Origin of the sequence: Nocardia wallacei (genome assembly GCF_029868745.1) — a bacterium.
Classification (GTDB): Bacteria; Actinomycetota; Actinomycetes; order Mycobacteriales; family Mycobacteriaceae; genus Nocardia; species Nocardia wallacei_B.
The window spans coordinates 1-15,925 of the sequence record NZ_JARWOP010000132.1 but is presented as its reverse complement, the minus strand read 5'-3'; the positions used below and the strand labels follow the sequence as shown (position 1 = coordinate 15,925).

At 66.0% G+C, this 15,925-nt stretch carries 17 protein-coding genes and 1 tRNA gene; 8 read left to right on the top strand and 10 right to left on the bottom strand.

The genetic code is table 11. The annotated features are described in order from the left end of the window. Window positions 1–287 precede the first annotated feature (287 nt). From QH470_RS10885 to QH470_RS10870, 4 genes are read right to left on the bottom strand one after another with little or no spacing between them, the layout of a single operon-like run. Complete coding sequence (locus tag QH470_RS10885; protein ID WP_280272184.1) at window positions 288–1,421, bottom strand: glycerate kinase; 1,134 nt, start codon at window positions 1,419–1,421, stop codon at window positions 288–290. Further along, complete coding sequence (gene gcl / locus QH470_RS10880) at window positions 1,418–3,109, bottom strand: glyoxylate carboligase (protein WP_280272183.1); 1,692 nt, start codon at window positions 3,107–3,109, stop codon at window positions 1,418–1,420. Before gcl ends, QH470_RS10885 begins: the two co-directional genes overlap by 4 nt. Before the next feature lie 28 nt (window positions 3,110–3,137). Next, window positions 3,138–4,049 carry a 2-hydroxy-3-oxopropionate reductase gene (locus QH470_RS10875; RefSeq protein WP_342228432.1) on the bottom strand — a complete coding sequence of 304 codons (912 nt, stop codon included), beginning with the start codon at window positions 4,047–4,049 and terminating at the stop codon, window positions 3,138–3,140. Beyond that, window positions 4,019–4,837 (bottom strand): hydroxypyruvate isomerase family protein, encoded by an 819-nt coding sequence (locus tag QH470_RS10870; RefSeq protein WP_280272181.1) that lies wholly within the window; start codon window positions 4,835–4,837, stop codon window positions 4,019–4,021. The genes QH470_RS10875 and QH470_RS10870 overlap by 31 nt, the downstream gene beginning before the upstream one ends. A 267-nt stretch (window positions 4,838–5,104) precedes the next feature. Between QH470_RS10870 and QH470_RS10865 the strand changes: the two genes are divergently transcribed. The 4 genes from QH470_RS10865 (at window position 5,105) to QH470_RS10850 (ending at window position 7,748) form a co-directional block, all read left to right on the top strand. Beyond that, entirely contained in the window at window positions 5,105–5,602 is a 498-nt protein-coding gene (locus QH470_RS10865) for a 2-oxo-4-hydroxy-4-carboxy-5-ureidoimidazoline decarboxylase (protein ID WP_280272180.1), read from the top strand. Continuing rightward, window positions 5,599–5,934 carry a hydroxyisourate hydrolase gene (gene uraH, locus QH470_RS10860; RefSeq protein WP_280272179.1) on the top strand — a complete coding sequence of 112 codons (336 nt, stop codon included), beginning with the start codon at window positions 5,599–5,601 and terminating at the stop codon, window positions 5,932–5,934. Before QH470_RS10865 ends, uraH begins: the two co-directional genes overlap by 4 nt. Before the next feature lie 6 nt (window positions 5,935–5,940). After that, window positions 5,941–6,846: a factor-independent urate hydroxylase gene (gene pucL, locus QH470_RS10855; RefSeq protein WP_280272178.1), complete on the top strand. Its 906-nt coding sequence runs from the start codon at window positions 5,941–5,943 to the stop codon at window positions 6,844–6,846. Window positions 6,847–6,983: 137 nt separating this feature from the next. Then, the gene (locus QH470_RS10850) at window positions 6,984–7,748 is read left to right on the top strand and encodes an IclR family transcriptional regulator (RefSeq protein ID WP_280272177.1); all 765 of its coding nucleotides are present in this window, start codon (window positions 6,984–6,986) and stop codon (window positions 7,746–7,748) included. A gap of 154 nt (window positions 7,749–7,902) precedes the next feature. Here the strand turns inward: QH470_RS10850 and QH470_RS10845 are convergent, their stop codons facing one another. Genes QH470_RS10845 through QH470_RS10835 form a run of 3 tightly spaced genes read right to left on the bottom strand, consistent with a single transcriptional unit; the run spans window position 7,903 to window position 8,839 of the window. After that, window positions 7,903–8,115, bottom strand: a complete 213-nt coding sequence (locus tag QH470_RS10845) for a hypothetical protein (protein ID WP_280272176.1) — start codon at window positions 8,113–8,115, stop codon at window positions 7,903–7,905. Continuing rightward, window positions 8,112–8,435, bottom strand: a complete 324-nt coding sequence (locus tag QH470_RS10840; RefSeq protein WP_280272175.1) for a hypothetical protein — start codon at window positions 8,433–8,435, stop codon at window positions 8,112–8,114. Before QH470_RS10840 ends, QH470_RS10845 begins: the two co-directional genes overlap by 4 nt. A 23-nt stretch (window positions 8,436–8,458) precedes the next feature. Further along, entirely contained in the window at window positions 8,459–8,839 is a 381-nt protein-coding gene (locus QH470_RS10835) for a hypothetical protein (protein ID WP_280272174.1), read from the bottom strand. A 189-nt stretch (window positions 8,840–9,028) separates the two neighbouring features. On the opposite strand from QH470_RS10835, the gene QH470_RS10830 reads away from it, so the two are divergent. Beyond that, entirely contained in the window at window positions 9,029–9,835 is an 807-nt protein-coding gene (locus QH470_RS10830; RefSeq protein WP_280272173.1) for an XRE family transcriptional regulator, read from the top strand. On the opposite strand, the gene QH470_RS10825 is transcribed toward QH470_RS10830, so the two are convergent. Next, window positions 9,813–10,490 carry an HAD hydrolase-like protein gene (locus QH470_RS10825; RefSeq protein ID WP_280272172.1) on the bottom strand — a complete coding sequence of 226 codons (678 nt, stop codon included), beginning with the start codon at window positions 10,488–10,490 and terminating at the stop codon, window positions 9,813–9,815. The two genes, QH470_RS10830 and QH470_RS10825, sit on opposite strands and share 23 nt — an antisense overlap. 186 nt (window positions 10,491–10,676) lie before the next feature. Here QH470_RS10825 and QH470_RS10820 point away from each other — a divergent pair, with 186 nt between their 5' ends. Next, window positions 10,677–11,057, top strand: coding sequence for a DUF6879 family protein (locus tag QH470_RS10820; protein ID WP_280272171.1), 381 nt, complete (start codon window positions 10,677–10,679; stop codon window positions 11,055–11,057). A 37-nt stretch (window positions 11,058–11,094) separates the two neighbouring features. Here the strand turns inward: QH470_RS10820 and QH470_RS10815 are convergent, their stop codons facing one another. Beyond that, complete coding sequence (locus QH470_RS10815; protein WP_280272170.1) at window positions 11,095–11,748, bottom strand: Uma2 family endonuclease; 654 nt, start codon at window positions 11,746–11,748, stop codon at window positions 11,095–11,097. A gap of 24 nt (window positions 11,749–11,772) precedes the next feature. Next, window positions 11,773–11,848 (bottom strand) — tRNA-Gly (locus tag QH470_RS10810). 174 nt (window positions 11,849–12,022) lie between these two features. On the opposite strand from QH470_RS10810, the gene QH470_RS10805 reads away from it, so the two are divergent. Both QH470_RS10805 and ctaD read left to right on the top strand, forming a co-directional pair. Beyond that, on the top strand, window positions 12,023–14,122 hold the full coding sequence (locus QH470_RS10805; protein ID WP_280272169.1) for a glycosyltransferase family 39 protein: 2,100 nt from the start codon (window positions 12,023–12,025) through the stop codon (window positions 14,120–14,122). A gap of 242 nt (window positions 14,123–14,364) precedes the next feature. After that, window positions 14,365–15,925 (top strand): aa3-type cytochrome oxidase subunit I (ctaD, locus tag QH470_RS10800; protein WP_280272168.1); only part of this gene is annotated, 1,561 nt, incomplete at its 3' end.

The following is a 15,925-nucleotide window of genomic DNA, read 5'->3' as shown; positions in this document are numbered from 1 at the left end:
TGCGGAGACCGGGTACCCGGCCCGCCGTCAACGGGTCCCGGTTTCCGTTGGATCGGCGGAGAGGTTGTTGGTGGGGGGGGGGCGGGCCCCCGGGTGCGGCCCGCGGTTGGGGGCCGGGGGGCCGCCCCCCCCGCACCACATCCTCTCCGCCGATCCAACGGAAACCGGGACCCGTTGACGGCGGGCCGGGTACCCGGTCTCCGCAGGACCGGCGGAGCATTGCCTCCGCCCACGGGCGGAGTGTCGGTGTCTGTTGCGTTCAGTAGTGGGTTGGATGGGACGGGTGCTCAAGGTCGGGATAGGTGGTGGCGGGCGATGTGTTCGCCTTGGCGCGCAAGGAGTTCCGGCGCATGCTCCTGACAGCGGCGGAGGTCGGGCTCCAGATCGGTGAGGGCGTAGGCGGCCGTGAAGCCCGCGTTCTCGAGTTGCCTGGCGTCGAGTAGCTGTCGGCCTGCCACCGCTACCACCGGGACGCCGTGCGATGCGGCGCGGGCGGCTACTCCGGCCGGGGCCTTGCCGTGCAGGGTTTGGGCATCGAGGGCGCCTTCGCCGGTGATGATCAGGTCGGCGCCGCGGGCGTGGCGATCGAAATCCACCAGGTCCAGCAGGATGTCGATGCCGACGGCCCGGTGGGCTCCGAGTACGGCGAGCGCCGCGAATCCGATGCCTCCCGCCGCGCCGGCGCCGGGCCGGTCGGCGGCGTCGAATCCGGTGCGCTGGGCGACGAGCCGGGACCAGTGCGTCAGGCCCGCCTCGAGTTCCGCCACCTCGCCCGCACCGGCACCCTTCTGCGGGCCGAAAACGGCTGCGGCGCCGTCTTTTCCGAGCAGTGGGTGATCGACATCGCTCGCCAGCACCAACTCCACCTCGCGGATTCGGGGATCGAGGCGGTGCAGGTCCAGATACGCGATGCCGGTCAGCCCGCCGCCGCCCGGACCGGCCGGGCGGCCGTCGGGGGCCGGCAGCTCGGCCCCGAGCCCGGCCAGCAGACCGGCGCCGCCGTCGGTGCAGGCGCTGCCGCCCACGCCGAGCACGAGGGTGCGGCAGCCGGTGTCCAGCGCGGCCCGGATCAGTTCACCGACACCGAGACTGGTCGCGGTGAGCGGGGCAGGTGCTCCGCCCGGCAGCAGCGCGAGCCCGCACGCCGCGGCCGCCTCCACGACGGCCACGGAACCGTTGTGCGCGTACGACGCCCGCACCGTCTCGCCCGTCGGTCCCGCGACTTCGACTGTCACCCGGTCGAATCCGGCGCTCACCGCCGCGTCCACCGTCCCCTCCCCGCCGTCGGCCACCGGGACCAGGCGGATATCGGCGTCGGGGCGCACCCGCCGGATGCCCTCGGCCACGGCGCCGGCGACCTCCGCGGCGGTGAGCGAGCCCTTGAACTTGTCCGGCGCCACCGCGATTCGCGGACGTTTCATGCCGGTTCGAACTCCCGGACGGCATCGATGGCGGGGCCGTGGGCGGTGTTCGCCTCGCGCTCGACCATGATCTCCACCAGCACCGGCCGCGAGGTCGACTCGGCCTGCTTGCGCGCCCACGTGAGCGCGTCGGCGATGTCGCCCGGTTCGTACACCCGCCGCCCCGAGCACCCGTAGGCCTCCATGATCTTGACGTTGTCGGTACCGAACTCGTCGTAGTGGATGTCCACCTGGTAGTTCATCTCGTACGGCAGCGAGGCCTGGCGGATCAGCCCGAGGTACTCGTTGTTGATCATCACGATGACGAAGGGCAGGTCGTACTGAGCGGCCACCGCCAATTCCTCGACCAGGAACTGGAACCCGTAATCGCCCACCACCGCAACGACTTCCGCGTCGTGTCGGGCCGACTTCACGCCGATCGCCGCCGGAATCTCCCAGCCCAACGGCCCCGCCTGGCCACACACCTGATAGTGCCGCGGCAGGTAAGCCTTCTGGAATTGCCCCGACCAGATCTGGTACAGCCCGATCGCGGTGACGAAATAGGTGTCCTGCCCGAAGGTTTCGTTGATCTCCTTGAACACGCGCGGCGGTTTGATCGGTGTCACGTCGAAATCGTCGCGCCGTGTCAGCGACCCGCGCAGCTCGGCAACCCGTCCGGTCCAGCGGCCGAAGTCCTTACGCCGCTCGCGTTTACGTGCCTCGCTCAGCAGAGCGGTGAGGAACGGACGCACATCCGACACCACCCCGAGATCGGGCCCGAACACCTTGCCCAATTGCGTGGGTTCGATATCGACGTGGATGAATGTGCGATTCCCGCGGTAGACGTCGAGCTTGCCGGTGTGGCGGTCGCCGAAGCGGGCGCCCAGCGCGAGCACCAGATCCGACTCCAGGAACGCGGCATTGGCCCACCGCTGGCTGGTCTGCACGCCGGTGATGCCCGCGAACAACGCGTGGTCCTCGCGGAAGGAGCCCTTGCCCATCAGCGTCACCTGCACCGGGACGCCCAGGAGTTCCGCCAGCTCGGCCAGCTCCGCGTGCGCCTCGCCCAGAATCACGCCGCCACCGGCCAGTATCAGCGGGCGTTCCGACTCGAGCAACAGGTCCAGGGCCCGCGCGACCCGTGGCGGATGCGGCAGCACTCGCGTCACCGGCAGCGGCGCGTCGATACTCGGGTCCCATTCGATCTCCTGCTTCTGCACGTCCAGCGGCAGGTCGATGAGCACCGGCCCCGGGCGGCCCGAGCGCGCGATCCGGAACGCCTCGCGGAAGATCCACGGCGCCTGCGCCGCCTCCTTGATCTGCACGGCCCACTTCGTCACGGGCTCGGCGATGGCGACGATGTCGACGGCCTGAAAGGCTTCCTGGTGCAATTTATTCGACTCGGCCTGGCCCGTAATGCACAGTATCGGAACGGAATCCGCGTGCGCGGTGTAGAGGCCGGTGATCATATTGGTGCCGGCCGGGCCGGAGGTGCCGATGGCGACGCCGACGTTGCCGGTGGTGCGCGCCCAGCCGTCGGCCATGTGGGTGGCGCCCTCCTCGTGCCGGACGATGAGGTGCCGCATATCGGTGCGGCGCATGGCGTCGTAGAGCGGCAGGATGGCCGCGCCGGGGCAGCCGAAGGTCACATCGACGCCTTCGGACAGCAGCACGTCCAGCACGGCCTGCATGACCGGGACTCTTGCCATTGTTGTTTCCCTTCTGAAAGGTACTGCGCTAGTTCGCGCCGCGGCCGTTGAGGTTCTCGATGACCTTCAGCAGCGCCGAATGGTCGAGTGCGCCGTAACCCTGCGCGCGGCCCGCCGCGACGAGCGATGCCACCACCGCGCCGGTCGGCAGGGCGATGTCCGCCTGCCGCGCGGCGTCGGCGACGATGCCCATGTCCTTGTGGTGCAGGTCGATTCGGAATCCGGGCGCGAATTCGCGGGCCACCATGGCGGTGCGCTTGAGTTCGAGGATCCGGCTGCCCGCCAAGCCGCCCGCCAGCACCTCGAGACCTTTGCCCGGATCCACGCCCAGCGCCTCCATGAGCACGATGGCCTCGGCTACCAGGGCGTAGGTGCCGCCCACGACGAGCTGGTTGGCCGCTTTCACGATCTGTCCGGCGCCGTGGTCGCCGACGTGGATGAACGTCTTACCCACGCTCTCGAAAACACTTGTGGCGGAATCGAAGTCTGCCTCCGTGCCGCCGACCATGATGGACAGCACGCCTTGTTCTGCACCGGCCTGACCGCCGGAAACAGGTGCGTCCAGCACCCGGAACCCTTGCTGTGCACCGGCTTCCGCGATCGCGATCGAACTTTCCGGCCTGATGGTCGAGAAGTCGATCAACAGAGCACCTTTCGGCGCGTGGGCGAAGACGCCGTCCGCGCCGAGCACCACGTCCTCCACCTGGGGATGGTTGGGGAGCATGGTGACGACTATCTCGGCGTCACGCACCGCCGCGGCGACGCTGTCCGCCCGCCGGCCGCCTTCGGCCTCCAATTTGTCCAGCGCGTCGCTGTTCAGGGTGTAGCCGGTGACCTCGTGCCCGGCCCGCACCAGGTGGCCCGCCATCGGCGAGCCCATGATGCCGAGGCCGATGAATCCGATCCTGCTCATGCGTTGCTCCTTGTCGTGGGCAGCCAGGCCAGGCTGTCGGCGCTGGCGCCGGTGGGGACGTATTCGGCGGCGATGTGGCCGCGGTAGCCGGCCGCGCCGATCTTGTCGACGTAGCCGAAGAGGTCGAGGTCGCCGGTGCCGGGCTGGTGACGGCCGGGGGCGTCGGCGATCTGTACGTGGGCGATGCGGTCGCCGTAGCGTTCGATCATCTTGTCCAGGTCGTCGCCGTTGGTGGCGAGGTGGTAGAGGTCGGCGAGCAGGCCGAGGTTCGCCGACCCGTGCGTGGCGCGGACCCGGTCGAGCACGCCGACCACGTCCGCCGCCGATTTCAGCGGGTAGGCCGCGATTCCGCTGACCGGTTCGAGTAGCACGGTGGCGTCGATGTCGGCGAGGGCATCGGCCGCCAGCGCGAGATTGCGCACCGCCAGCGCGTCCTGCTCGGCGGGATCGATGCCGTCGATCCTGTTGCCGTACAACGCGTTGAACGCCCGGCAGCCCAGGCGTCGGCCGATCCGCGCGGCGACGGTGACGCTGTCGGCGAACTCTCGTTCGCGGCCGGGCCACGACACCAGGCCGCGGTCGCCGCCGGGCATGTCGCCCGCGTAGAGATTGAGGCCGATCAGCCGCACCCCGGCCTGCTCGACGGCCCGGACGAAATCCTCGATTTCGGTGTCGCCGGGGGTGGCGGTGCTGAACGGCCACCAGAACTCCACCGCGTCGAATCCGGTGGCTCGGGCGGCGGCGGGGCGGTCGAGGAGCGGGAGTTCGGTGAACAGGATGGACAGGTTCACCGCGTAGGGGAGTGGTCGGGTCATGGGGTCTCTTCTCGGTCGTCTCCCACGGACTGGGTGGGTGGCGGATCCACGGCTCGGATAAATTCCGTTATGTGGAATACTGCTTCCGTATAACGACGGTAATGCTCCGTGAGTGTGGCGGTCAACACTTTGGCTGAAGTTCGAGCGTTCGATCGCCAGGGCGTTGACAGTGCACCTCGGTCCGACTTAGATACGGTGAGATGGAACTAAAGTTCCGTAATACAGAATCAACACGACACCCGGACCACCCGGGCGGAGGTGTATCCGGTGACGGAACCGCTCCCGATCTCCCGTATCAACGAGCTACCGGCGGCAACCTGGCACGACATCCTGAAAGGCATTGTGAGCGTGGCGGAATGGGTCGATACGGTCGGCGCGGCCCGTCCGTACGCAGACCGCGACGCCCTCGTCGAACTGGCCGAGCGCACGACGCTCGCGCTCACCGAGTCCCAGGTGCGGCAGGCACTGGCCGACCATCCACGGATCGGAGCGACCACCGCACCCGGCTCCCGGGCCGCGCGCGAGCAGTCGGGTGTCGATGCCACCGACGCCGATCTGGCCGAACGCCTGCGCGTCGGCAATCTCGCCTATGAGGCCAAGTTCGGTCATATCTATCTCGCGTGCGCGGCGGGGCGCGGCGGGCGTGAACTGCTCGCCGACCTCACCGAACGGCTGGGCAACGACCCGGCCGACGAAATACCGGTCACCCGAAGAGAACTCGCCGCGATCGCGCGAAAGCGCCTGGAAGGGATGGTTACCCCATGAGTCGCAGTGCCGTCACCACGCACGTTCTCGATACCGCCGCCGGACACCCGGCGCGAAATGTCCAGGTGCGCTTGGAGACTCGCGTCGGCGACGGCTGGCAAGAGCTGGGTGCCGCGCGGACCGACGACGACGGCCGGGTTTCCGCCATCGGCCCCGCAGCGGTCGAGGCGGGCGACTATCGCCTGATCTTCGATACCGCAGGCTATTTCGGCGATCGGGAGCACTTCTTCCCCGAGGTGGTCGTGACCTTCACCGTCGCCGACCCCGCGCAGCACCACCACGTGCCGTTGCTGCTGTCCCCGTTCGCCATATCCACCTATCGAGGGAGCTGAACTCTCATGGCTATCCAGCTCGGGCCCAACCAGTACGGCAAGGCCGAGAACCGCCTCGTGCGCGTGCATCGTGACACCGCGCGGCACTCCATCCGCGATCTCAATGTCTCGACGTCGCTGCGCGGGCGGTTCGCCGACGCTCACATCACCGGGGACCAGCGTGACATTCTGCCCACCGACACCCAGAAGAACACCGTGTTCGCCTTCGCGAAGGAGCGGGGCGTCGCGGCGATCGAGGACTTCGGCCTCACCCTCGCCGATCACTTCATCGCCCGCTGTCCGGGTGCGGACGGCGCGCGCGTCGAGATCGACGAATACGCCTGGGACAGAATCCCTGTCGACGGACTCGGCCACGATCACTCCTTCGTGCGCAGTGGGGGCGGGGTGCGGACCACGGTGATCAACGTCGACGGCGTGGGGCCGGATCGGCGCGCGTTCGTCGTGTCCGGCATCAAGGATCTGGTGGTGCTCAAGTCGACCGGGTCGGAGTTCCACGGCTTCTTCAAGGACAAGTACACGACGCTCGCGGAGACCGACGACCGGATCATGGCGACGTCGCTGGTCGCGCGCTGGCGCTACGACCATACAGACGTCGACTGGGACAAGTCTTACGAGTCCATCCGCTCGATCCTGTTGCGGCAGTTCGCCGCTGTGCATTCCTACGCCTTGCAGCAGACCCTCTACAGCATGGGGCGCGCGGTGCTGGAGCAGCATCGGGAGGTGGCGGAGATCCGCTTCTCCGCGCCCAACAAGCACCACTTCCTTTACGACCTGGGGCCTTTCGGCGTCGACAACCCGGGTGAGGTGTTCATCGCGGCGGATCGCCCGTACGGTCTGATCGAAGCCACGGTCGAGCGGGACGACGCCACGGAGCCGGGCGCGGCGTGGCACGGGATTCCCGGCTTTTGCTAGGTTGTCGCGAGTCCTGACCCGGATCGCTGGCAGATTCTTTCGTATTCTAGAGTTCAGATTCCGCAATGCGAACTTCCGCAAAGTGGAACCCGGCTGCGAGAATGGTGGGGATGCCCACCGACGAAGGAAGGATCGCCGTGACCGAAGCCCGTCCGCGGACCGGCGGGGTGCAGTCCGTCGATCGCGCCTTCGAACTGCTGGAACTGGTGACCGACGCGGGTGGTGAGGCGACGCTGTCGCAGCTCGCCGAGGCGTCCGGCCTGCCGCAGCCGACCATTCACCGGCTGCTGCGCACCCTGATCGCGGGCGGCTACATCCGCCAGCAGCCGTCGCGTCGGTACTCGTTGGGGCCCAGGCTGATTCGGCTCGGCGAGACGGCGAGCCGGGTGCTCGGCGCCTCGGCCCGCCCGCACCTGACGCGGCTGCGGGATCTGACCGGGGAGACCTCCAATATGGCGGTGCTCGACGGCGACCAGGTGGTCTATGTCGCCCAGGTGCCCTCCCCGCACGCCATGCGGATGTTCACCGAAGTGGGTCAGCGCGTCGACCTGCACTGCACCGCCGTCGGCAAGGCGGTGCTGGCCACGCTCGCCCCCGAGGAAACCGACCGCGTCCTCTCCCGCCTCTCGATGAGCCCCCGCACCCCCCACACCCTCACCGACCCCGCAGTCCTGCGCACCGAAATAGACCGCATCCGCATCCAGGGCTACGCCCACGACGACGGCGAACAAGAAGTAGGCGTCCGCTGCTTCGCCGCAGCCATCCCCCACGCCCCCACCCGAGCCGCCATCTCCATCTCCGGCCCCCAAGCCCGAGTCTCGGGATTGGACATGAACACCATCATCCCCCTACTCCAGGAGACCGCCGCCAACGTAGGCCGGGACCTGTTGGCCCAGAGCTGAATTCAGCACCTGGGACTCTGGTGCCGCGACTGTTCGTCGCCGTCCTCGTTCGCTACTACTTCGTTACGTTCAGAGTCGCCCATAGGCCAACACAAAGCCCAGATCAGCAGCACTCCCATCGGCACCCCACCCGCGAGTATCAATCCGAGTGAGGTCATGCCAGCTCGCTGATGTAAGGCGGCGGTTCGTCGAATCCGCGCTCGGATGGACCGTAGTCCATCAGCTCCAAATAGACACCCGTGACCTCATCGGGGTCGTTCTCTTCGCCCTCCCTGACGGCCAACTCGAGCACACCGCCATCGAACGGTAAAAGCAAAGAGCGCCAACCCGTGTCGCATGTGTCGCTCCTCGGCAGCAGTTCGCTCACGGTCGCACCTCCGGTATGGAGTATCCGATGTACTGATGCGTGACGGTCGGGCTGATTAGATCGGCGGCACCGACAATCGCGGCACGGCCGTCTCCGACGTGGTTCAGCCCAGATACGACGACCGTGACCGTCCTGTGCCGGTTGATCGTCTCGAGCAGCGAAAGTATCCAGCGCTCCTGTTTCGGCCAGTAGGTGACTACCTCGACAACTTCAAGGTCATGCTTTTCGGCTAGGTGCCGCAGACTCTTTGGTGCCGCGGTGATGCTCTCAGCGAGTGGTTGGCAGACGAGACCTATGGCTCGTCGGGAGTCAGCGGTCATGACTGCGCCTTCGCCTGGGCCGTTCATGCTGCGCCGATCTTGGCGACAGCCCCAAGGACCGCTTGTAGGCCAGTTCGCTCGAGCGCCTTCTCGCCCGCGACGTTGATCAGCACGGCGCGCTTCTTGATGTAGTAGTCGATGCCGTCCACATGGAAGACGTCCGGCACGAAAACGGCGACGGCGATCCGGTCGCATTCTGCATTCGTGATGGCTCGGCCAATAGCGTTCAGGACTGTGACCCACGGGCCTTCGCGGCGCGGATCAATGATGACGTTGTCGATGATTGCGTAGCCGCACCGCTTCGCAAGTTCGGACATCTCTTGGTCGTCGCGGGTTCCGGTCGCAGCGAAATCTACGTGGCGACAGAGGATTGCAATCTTTCGTCCTGTGTGTTCCGGGGTCATGGGCTCCGCCTCTGGTGGGGGTGGCACTCGTGCGGTACGAAATGTCCTGAATCAGGACACGGTCTCGAGCGAGTGACGTTGTCCCTGCGATGGTTCGCCGGCGGGGGATATCTTCGGAACCGCATACCCGGGACGTTGTGGGACGTTAGTGTTGCCCTCAAACATCCGGAACGTCCTGGGGGAACGGTAATGTCCTTGAAGTCGGCTCCGAACGAACGATTGCGCGCCGCTATCGCGGATGCCGGCCTCACCACCGAGGCATTGGCTCAGCACGTCGGCATCGACCCGAAGAGTGTCTATCGTTGGATGGTCAAAGGGGTTGTGCCCCCACGAACAGCAGCCCATACTGCTGCTGAGCTACTCGGAGTAGCCGTTGGCTTCCTTTGGCCGGAGCTGGATCTGCCGACGAAACAGGCGGCACAGTTGGAGATTGCTGACATCTATCCGCACAGAGCCGACACGCCGCGTCGATTGTGGCTCGATCTGCTGTCCGGTACCCAATCCGAACTTTGGCTGTTCGCCAACGCCAGCCTGTTCCTCCCGGAGCAGAATCCGGAATCGATCGAGCTGATTCGCCAGAAGGCCCAGAAGGGGGTTCGGGTACGCATTCTTCTGGGAGATCCCGATTCACCTGAGATGGAGCTACGGGGATCGGAGGAGCGGCTGTACGAGGCGATACCTGCACGTATTCGCATGGCGCTCACCTATTACAGTCCTCTGGTCGGCGTACCCGGAGTCGAATTTTCGCTGCACCGCACGTGTCTCTATAATTCCATCTTCCGGTACGACGATCAGATGTTGGTAAATCAGCATGTGTACGGCACTTACGGCTACATGGCGCCAGTCTTGCACCTGCGGCGTGTCCGTGGCGGTGATTTCTTCGACATGTATATCCGGAGCTTCGAACGCGTGTGGGAAACGGCTTCGCCGATAGAGAATTCAAATTTCTGGGGAATGTTTTCGGCTGCGAACCTCAAGCCTCGAGAATCTGTTTGATCGCCGTCAGGAATGCGGGTGTATCTGTGAGATCGGGGAGGACTACATCAGCTCCAGCCGCGGCTAGTATGTCTGCACGGTCACTGCCCGTGGCGACGGCCACGACCTTCGCTCCGCCGTCCAGCCCGGCTCGTACGTCGTTCGGCGTATCACCGATTAGGACAGTGTTGTCGCGATGGAACGACTCCTCGTACTTCTCGGCCGCGCGCTGTTGCGCGATCCTAACGAGGTTTGCGCGGACGTTATCGTCCGAACCGAAGGCGCCGATGTCCCATTCCAGAGGCGGCCCGGCCAAGCCGAAGGTGTCGAGTTTCGTGAAGGCATTGGGACGAATGTTGCCAGTCAGCACCGACTGGACAGTGCGGTGTGTCTGCCCGAGCGCGTCCAGAGCTTCCCGAATGCCGGAGAGCGCGTGGCCTCGGACAGCAAGATCGGCCTTACGGGCCAGCAACGATCGCTCCAAGGCGTTGAATATCACGCCTGACTCGTCGGGAAGCGAAACCTCGTGGCGATCCGCAAGATCACGCATGATCAGCGCATCGGTACTCCCGCCGGTGCGCGGCCGATGTTCGGCACGCGTTCCGGTCAGCAATTCGAACGCATCGGCATAAGCATCCTTCGACACCCCGCCGTTGGCGATCATCGTGTTGTCCACGTCCCACAGGACAAGCGTCGGTCCCACCCCGAGAAGCCTACGTGCTCAGGTCACCGACTATCGCAGCCGGAGAGCGCAGGCGCACAATCGGATACCAGGAGCAAGCCATGCAGCTCACATCTCGAGTCGGCCCGTTGCAAAGCCCGAGATCCTCGCGCAGCCCGGTCTGTCTCCGCCGATGAGACGGTGATCGTAGAATGGGAGCGGCTGGTGTCGGCTGTTACTGATCGGGGCGTGGTGATGCGCCGTGTCCGCGTGGTGACGGAACCACACACGGACTACCAGCGCTGGGGTCTCGTGGTTGCGGCACGGAATATCGCGGCGGGCGAGGACATTCGCTACCTTCCGCGCCATCTCGCGGGTGAAGTTCCGCCAGATGACTGGTGGCTGCTGGACAACGAGCGTGTCGTATTCAATCTGGTCGGTGAACGATGGAGATCGGCGGGAGTCGCGATCACGGCAGATCCCGGGATCGTCGGCTACTGCCGTGGTGTGCAGGAACGCTTGTGGGCATCGGCTGTGCCGTACGCGGAGTACGCGGGTGAAAGGGTGCGCACGATGAAGTGAGTGTGCTGGATCTGTTGGCGTAGGGCCGATTTCAGACTCAGAACTCCAGCTCGGACCAGGGGATCCGGATGGGGAAGGGGAAATCGAAGGTTATGCCGTCCGATTGGGCGGAGGCCCATTCGCCTGTGATGACGTAATTCGCCTTGTGTAGCGGTGACACTCCTGCGGGGAGGCGGCCGTGGCCGGTCTCCAGTGCGTACGCGCGGACGGTTGTGATGCGGCGTGGTCCGCGGCCGAGCAGGACTTCCCAGTACCACGGGATGCCTGCGTCGGCGTAGCGGGCCTTCTTCGCCTCGATGTCACGTTCGGTATTCGACGGTGACAGCACCTCTCCGACGACGAAGACTTCATCGGCGCGAATGTCCTGGTACTCCTCCTCCAGGCATCGGTATACGAGGAAGTCGGGTGTTACGAAGTCCGACTTGCCGGCCTTGCCGAAGAAGATGTTGGTTTCCGTGGTCACTCGCCAGCAATGCTCGAGGTTGTGCGACATGTCCTCGCGGGCACAGCGGCGCAATGCATTTCGGAACTCGACGCTGTAATCTTGGTGCTCAGCGGGTCCGCGCCGAACCCACACAACCCTGCCTTCCCACAGCTCGATCTGGCCGGCGATTTCCTCCGGTAGGCGTTCGAGCTCGTCCCATGTCATGTACTCAGGAAGGTCGGGACGATCGACATCCGGGATGGGCATATCGACATGCTATCTGTTGGTTCGTGGAGCGGATGACGGGATTCGAACCCGCGACCCTCACCTTGGCAAGGTGATGCGCTACCAGCTGCGCTACATCCGCATTGTGCCCTGTGGCGACGGGTAAAACGATAGCGGATGGGGGTGGGGGAGGGCTAATCCGCTGGTGGTGGGGGATGGGGTGGGCGCAGGGGGGTCACAGCAACACCACAGCGGGGGTAGACGGCGGACTCAGTTGGTGGCTCGACGATGGGGTCGAGACACGAGAGGACCGGATATGACCACGATCGAGGCGCCCGCGCGGCGGGAGACACCGCGGCCCCCGAGCCCACCGGACGGAAGGCGGCATCGGCATCGGCGGGGGGCCGGGCCGCCCGGCCGGCCGCGCTGGGCTTTGCCCGCGCTGCTGGTGCTGCTGGCCGCGACGGCTGTCGCCTATCTGTGGGCGTTGAGTGAAAATGGTTGGGCCAATGAGTATTACGCCGCTGCCGCGCAAGCGGGCACGCAGAGTTGGAAAGCGCTGCTGTTCGGTTCGCTGGACGCGGGTAATGCCATCACCGTCGACAAGCCGCCCGCTTCGCTGTGGTTGATGGGCCTGTCGGGGCGGCTGTTGGGCTTCAGTTCGTTCTCGATGCTGTTGCCGCAGGCGTTGTTGGGGGTGGCGTCGGTCGGCCTGGTGTATGCCGCGGTGCGGCGCTGGAGTGGGCCGGGTGCTGGATTGCTGGCGGGTAGCGTGCTGGCGCTCACGCCGGTGGCCGCGCTGATGTTCCGATTCAACAACCCGGATGCGCTGCTGGTGTTCCTGCTGGTTGCCGCCGCGTATTGCACCGTGCGCGCGACCGAGCGCGGTAGTGGGCGCTGGCTGGCGCTCGCGGGGGCGGCGATCGGATTCGGCTTCCTGACCAAGATGATGCAGGCGTTCCTCGTGCTGCCCGCGTTCGCCCTGGTGTTCCTCCTCGCCGCGCCGATCGGGTTCTGGAAGCGGATCGGCAAGCTCGTCGGCGCTCTGCTCGCGGTGGTGGTGTCGTCCGGCTGGTACATCCTGCTGGTCGAGTGGTGGCCGAGCGGCTCGCGGCCGTATATCGGCGGTTCCACCGACAACAGCCTGCTGGAGCTGGCGCTGGGCTACAACGGGCTCGGCCGGGTGCTCGGTGGGGAGGGCAACGACGGTGGCGGCGGCGGGGGCGGTGGCAACACCGGCTTCGGCGGGAGTACCGGGATTACGCGGCTGTTCGGCGATTCGATGGGCACGGAGATCTCCTGGCTGCTGCCCGCCGCGCTGATCGGGCTCGCCGCGGGGTTGTGGCTGACGCGGCGGGCGCCACGCACGGATCGGACCCGTGCGGCGCTGATCCTTTGGGGCAGTTGGCTTTTCGTCACCGGTGTGGTGTTCAGTTTCATGCAGGGCACGATTCATCCGTACTACACCGTCGCGCTGGCGCCCGCGATCGCGGCGCTGGTCGGCATCGCCGTCGCCGAATTGTGGCGTGGCCGAGGGCGTTTCGGGGTGCGCGCGGTGTTGGCGAGCATGCTCGCGGCGACCGGTGTCTGGAACTTCGTGCTGCTGAACCGGACTCCGGATTGGTTCCCCGTGCTGCGGTGGAGCGTGCTGATCGGCTCGATCGTGGTCGCGCTGATCCTGCTGGTCGGTGCGCACCGGCTCGGCCACCTGACGGTGGTCGTGGCGGCGGCGGGCCTGCTGTTCGGGCTGGGTGGTACCGCGGCGTACACCATCGACACCGTTGCCACCGCGCACAGCGGTTCCATTCCGACCTCCGGGCCGCAGACCGGCCACGGAATGGGCGACGGCATGGGCGGTCCCGGTGGGACAGGCGGCAATGCGCGCCCCGACGGGACCGCGGGCGGTGACGGAAGGGGCTCCGACGCGGGTGCGGGCGACGGCATCGCAGGGCAGCCTTCGGGTAGCAGCACGAGGACGGGTACGGGTAGCGCTTCGAATGCCAACGCCTCGGGCAGCGGCGACGGTGGCGCGGGTGATGGCACTGCCCCTTCCGGCACACCGGGCAACTCCGCGAGCACCAATACTGAACTACAGCAACTGCTGAAGAACGCCAGCAACCGCTGGGCCGCAGCGACAGTCGGTGCCCAGTCGGCGGGCGGGCTCGAATTGTCCACCGGCACATCGATTATGGGGATCGGCGGCTTCACCGGGAGCGACAACGCCCCTACGTTGGCGCAGTTCCAGCAGTATGTCGCGAACGGCGAGGTGCGCTATTTCATCGCGGGCGGCGGCATGGGCGGTCCGGGCGGTGGTTCCGGGTCGGCGGCGGAGATCACCGCGTGGGTGCAGGAACACTTCACCGCCATTACGGTCGGCGGCACCACGGTGTACGACCTGACCCAGCCCATTTCCTGACGGCGAATCCCACCCGCAGGCCCCGCGACCACCTGACGCGGGGCCTGCCGCCGTGTACGAAACCTGGTCGACGAATTACGTCCCGGCATCCTCACCGGGAGCGCCCCCGACCGGAGTGTTCCCCGCACACCCCCGAATAGCTGCAAGTATGCTGCTTGCGTTCGGTGTGCGCGTCATTCATGGGTTTCATATGCCGGTTCCGTCAGCGCGGACGAGTTGCGGGAACGACCTAGGAGGATGTGTTGACTGCTGTATCTCCGAAACCGGAGGACCAGCTCGAGGCCGCGCGGCCCTATCCGGCGCGAGGCGGCCCGAAAGGGTCGTTCCTGTACAAGGCGATCACCACGACGGACCCGAAGATGCTGGGCCAGATGTATCTGACCACGGCCATGACGTTCTTCCTCATCGGCGGCGTGATGGCGCTGCTGATGCGCGGCGAGCTGGCACGTCCGGGCCTGCAATTCCTTTCGCCGGAACAGTTCAATCAGCTGTTCACCATGCACGGCACGATCATGCTGCTGTTCTATGCCACCGCGATCGTGTTCGCGTTCGCGAATATCGTGCTGCCCTTGCAGATCGGCGCACCCGATGTGGCGTTCCCGCGTCTGAACGCCTTCAGCTATTGGCTGTATCTGTTCGGTGCGACGATGGCGACGGCCGGCTTCGTCACCCCGGGCGGCGCCGCCGATTTCGGCTGGACCGCCTACACGCCGCTGTCGGATATCGTGCACGCCCCGGGCGTCGGCGCGGACCTGTGGATTCTCGGACTGGCGGTCTCGGGCCTCGGGACCATTCTCGGCGGCGTCAACATGATCACGACGGTGGTGTGCCTGCGCTGCCCGGGTATGACGCTGTTCCGGATGCCGATCTTCACCTGGAACATCGTCGTCACCAGCATTCTGATCCTGCTGGCCTTCCCGATTCTCACCGCGGCGCTGATGGCGCTGGCCTACGACCGGCACCTGGGCGGCCACATCTACGACGCGGCGAGCGGCGGGCCGATCCTGTATCAGCACCTGTTCTGGTACTTCGGTCATCCCGAGGTGTACATCATCGCGCTGCCGTTCTTCGGCATCGTGACCGAGATCTTCCCCGTATTCAGCCGCAAGCCGATCTTCGGATACACCGCCCTCGTCTATGCCACCTTCGCGATCGCGGCCCTGTCGATCGCCGTGTGGGCGCACCACATGTTCGCCACCGGTGCGGTGCTGCTGCCGTTCTTCTCGTTCATGACATTCCTGATCGCGGTCCCGACCGGGGTGAAGTTCTTCAACTGGATCGGCACGATGTGGAAGGGGCAGTTGACCTTCGAGTCGCCGATGCTGTTCTCCGTCGGCTTCATCGTCACGTTCCTGTTCGGCGGCTTGTCGGGTGTCATCCTGGCCAGCCCGCCGCTGGACTTCCACGTCTCGGACAGCTATTTCGTCGTCGCGCACTTCCACTACGTCCTCTTCGGGACGATCGCGTTCGCCACCTATGCCGGCATCTACTTCTGGTTCCCCAAGATGACCGGCCGCATGATGGACGAGCGGCTCGGCAAATGGCATTTCTGGACCACGTTCGTCGGCTTCCACACCACCTTCCTGGTGCAGCACTGGGTGGGCGCCGAGGGTTTTCCGCGCCGCTACGCCGACTACCTTCCGACGGACAATTTCACTCTGTTGAACACGATTTCGACCATCGGCGCCTTCATCCTGGGCGCTTCGACGTTGCCGTTCATCTGGAACGTCTTCAAGAGTTACCGGTACGGCGAGGTGGTCACGGTCGATGATCCGTGGGGTTACGGTAGTTCGCTGGAGTGGG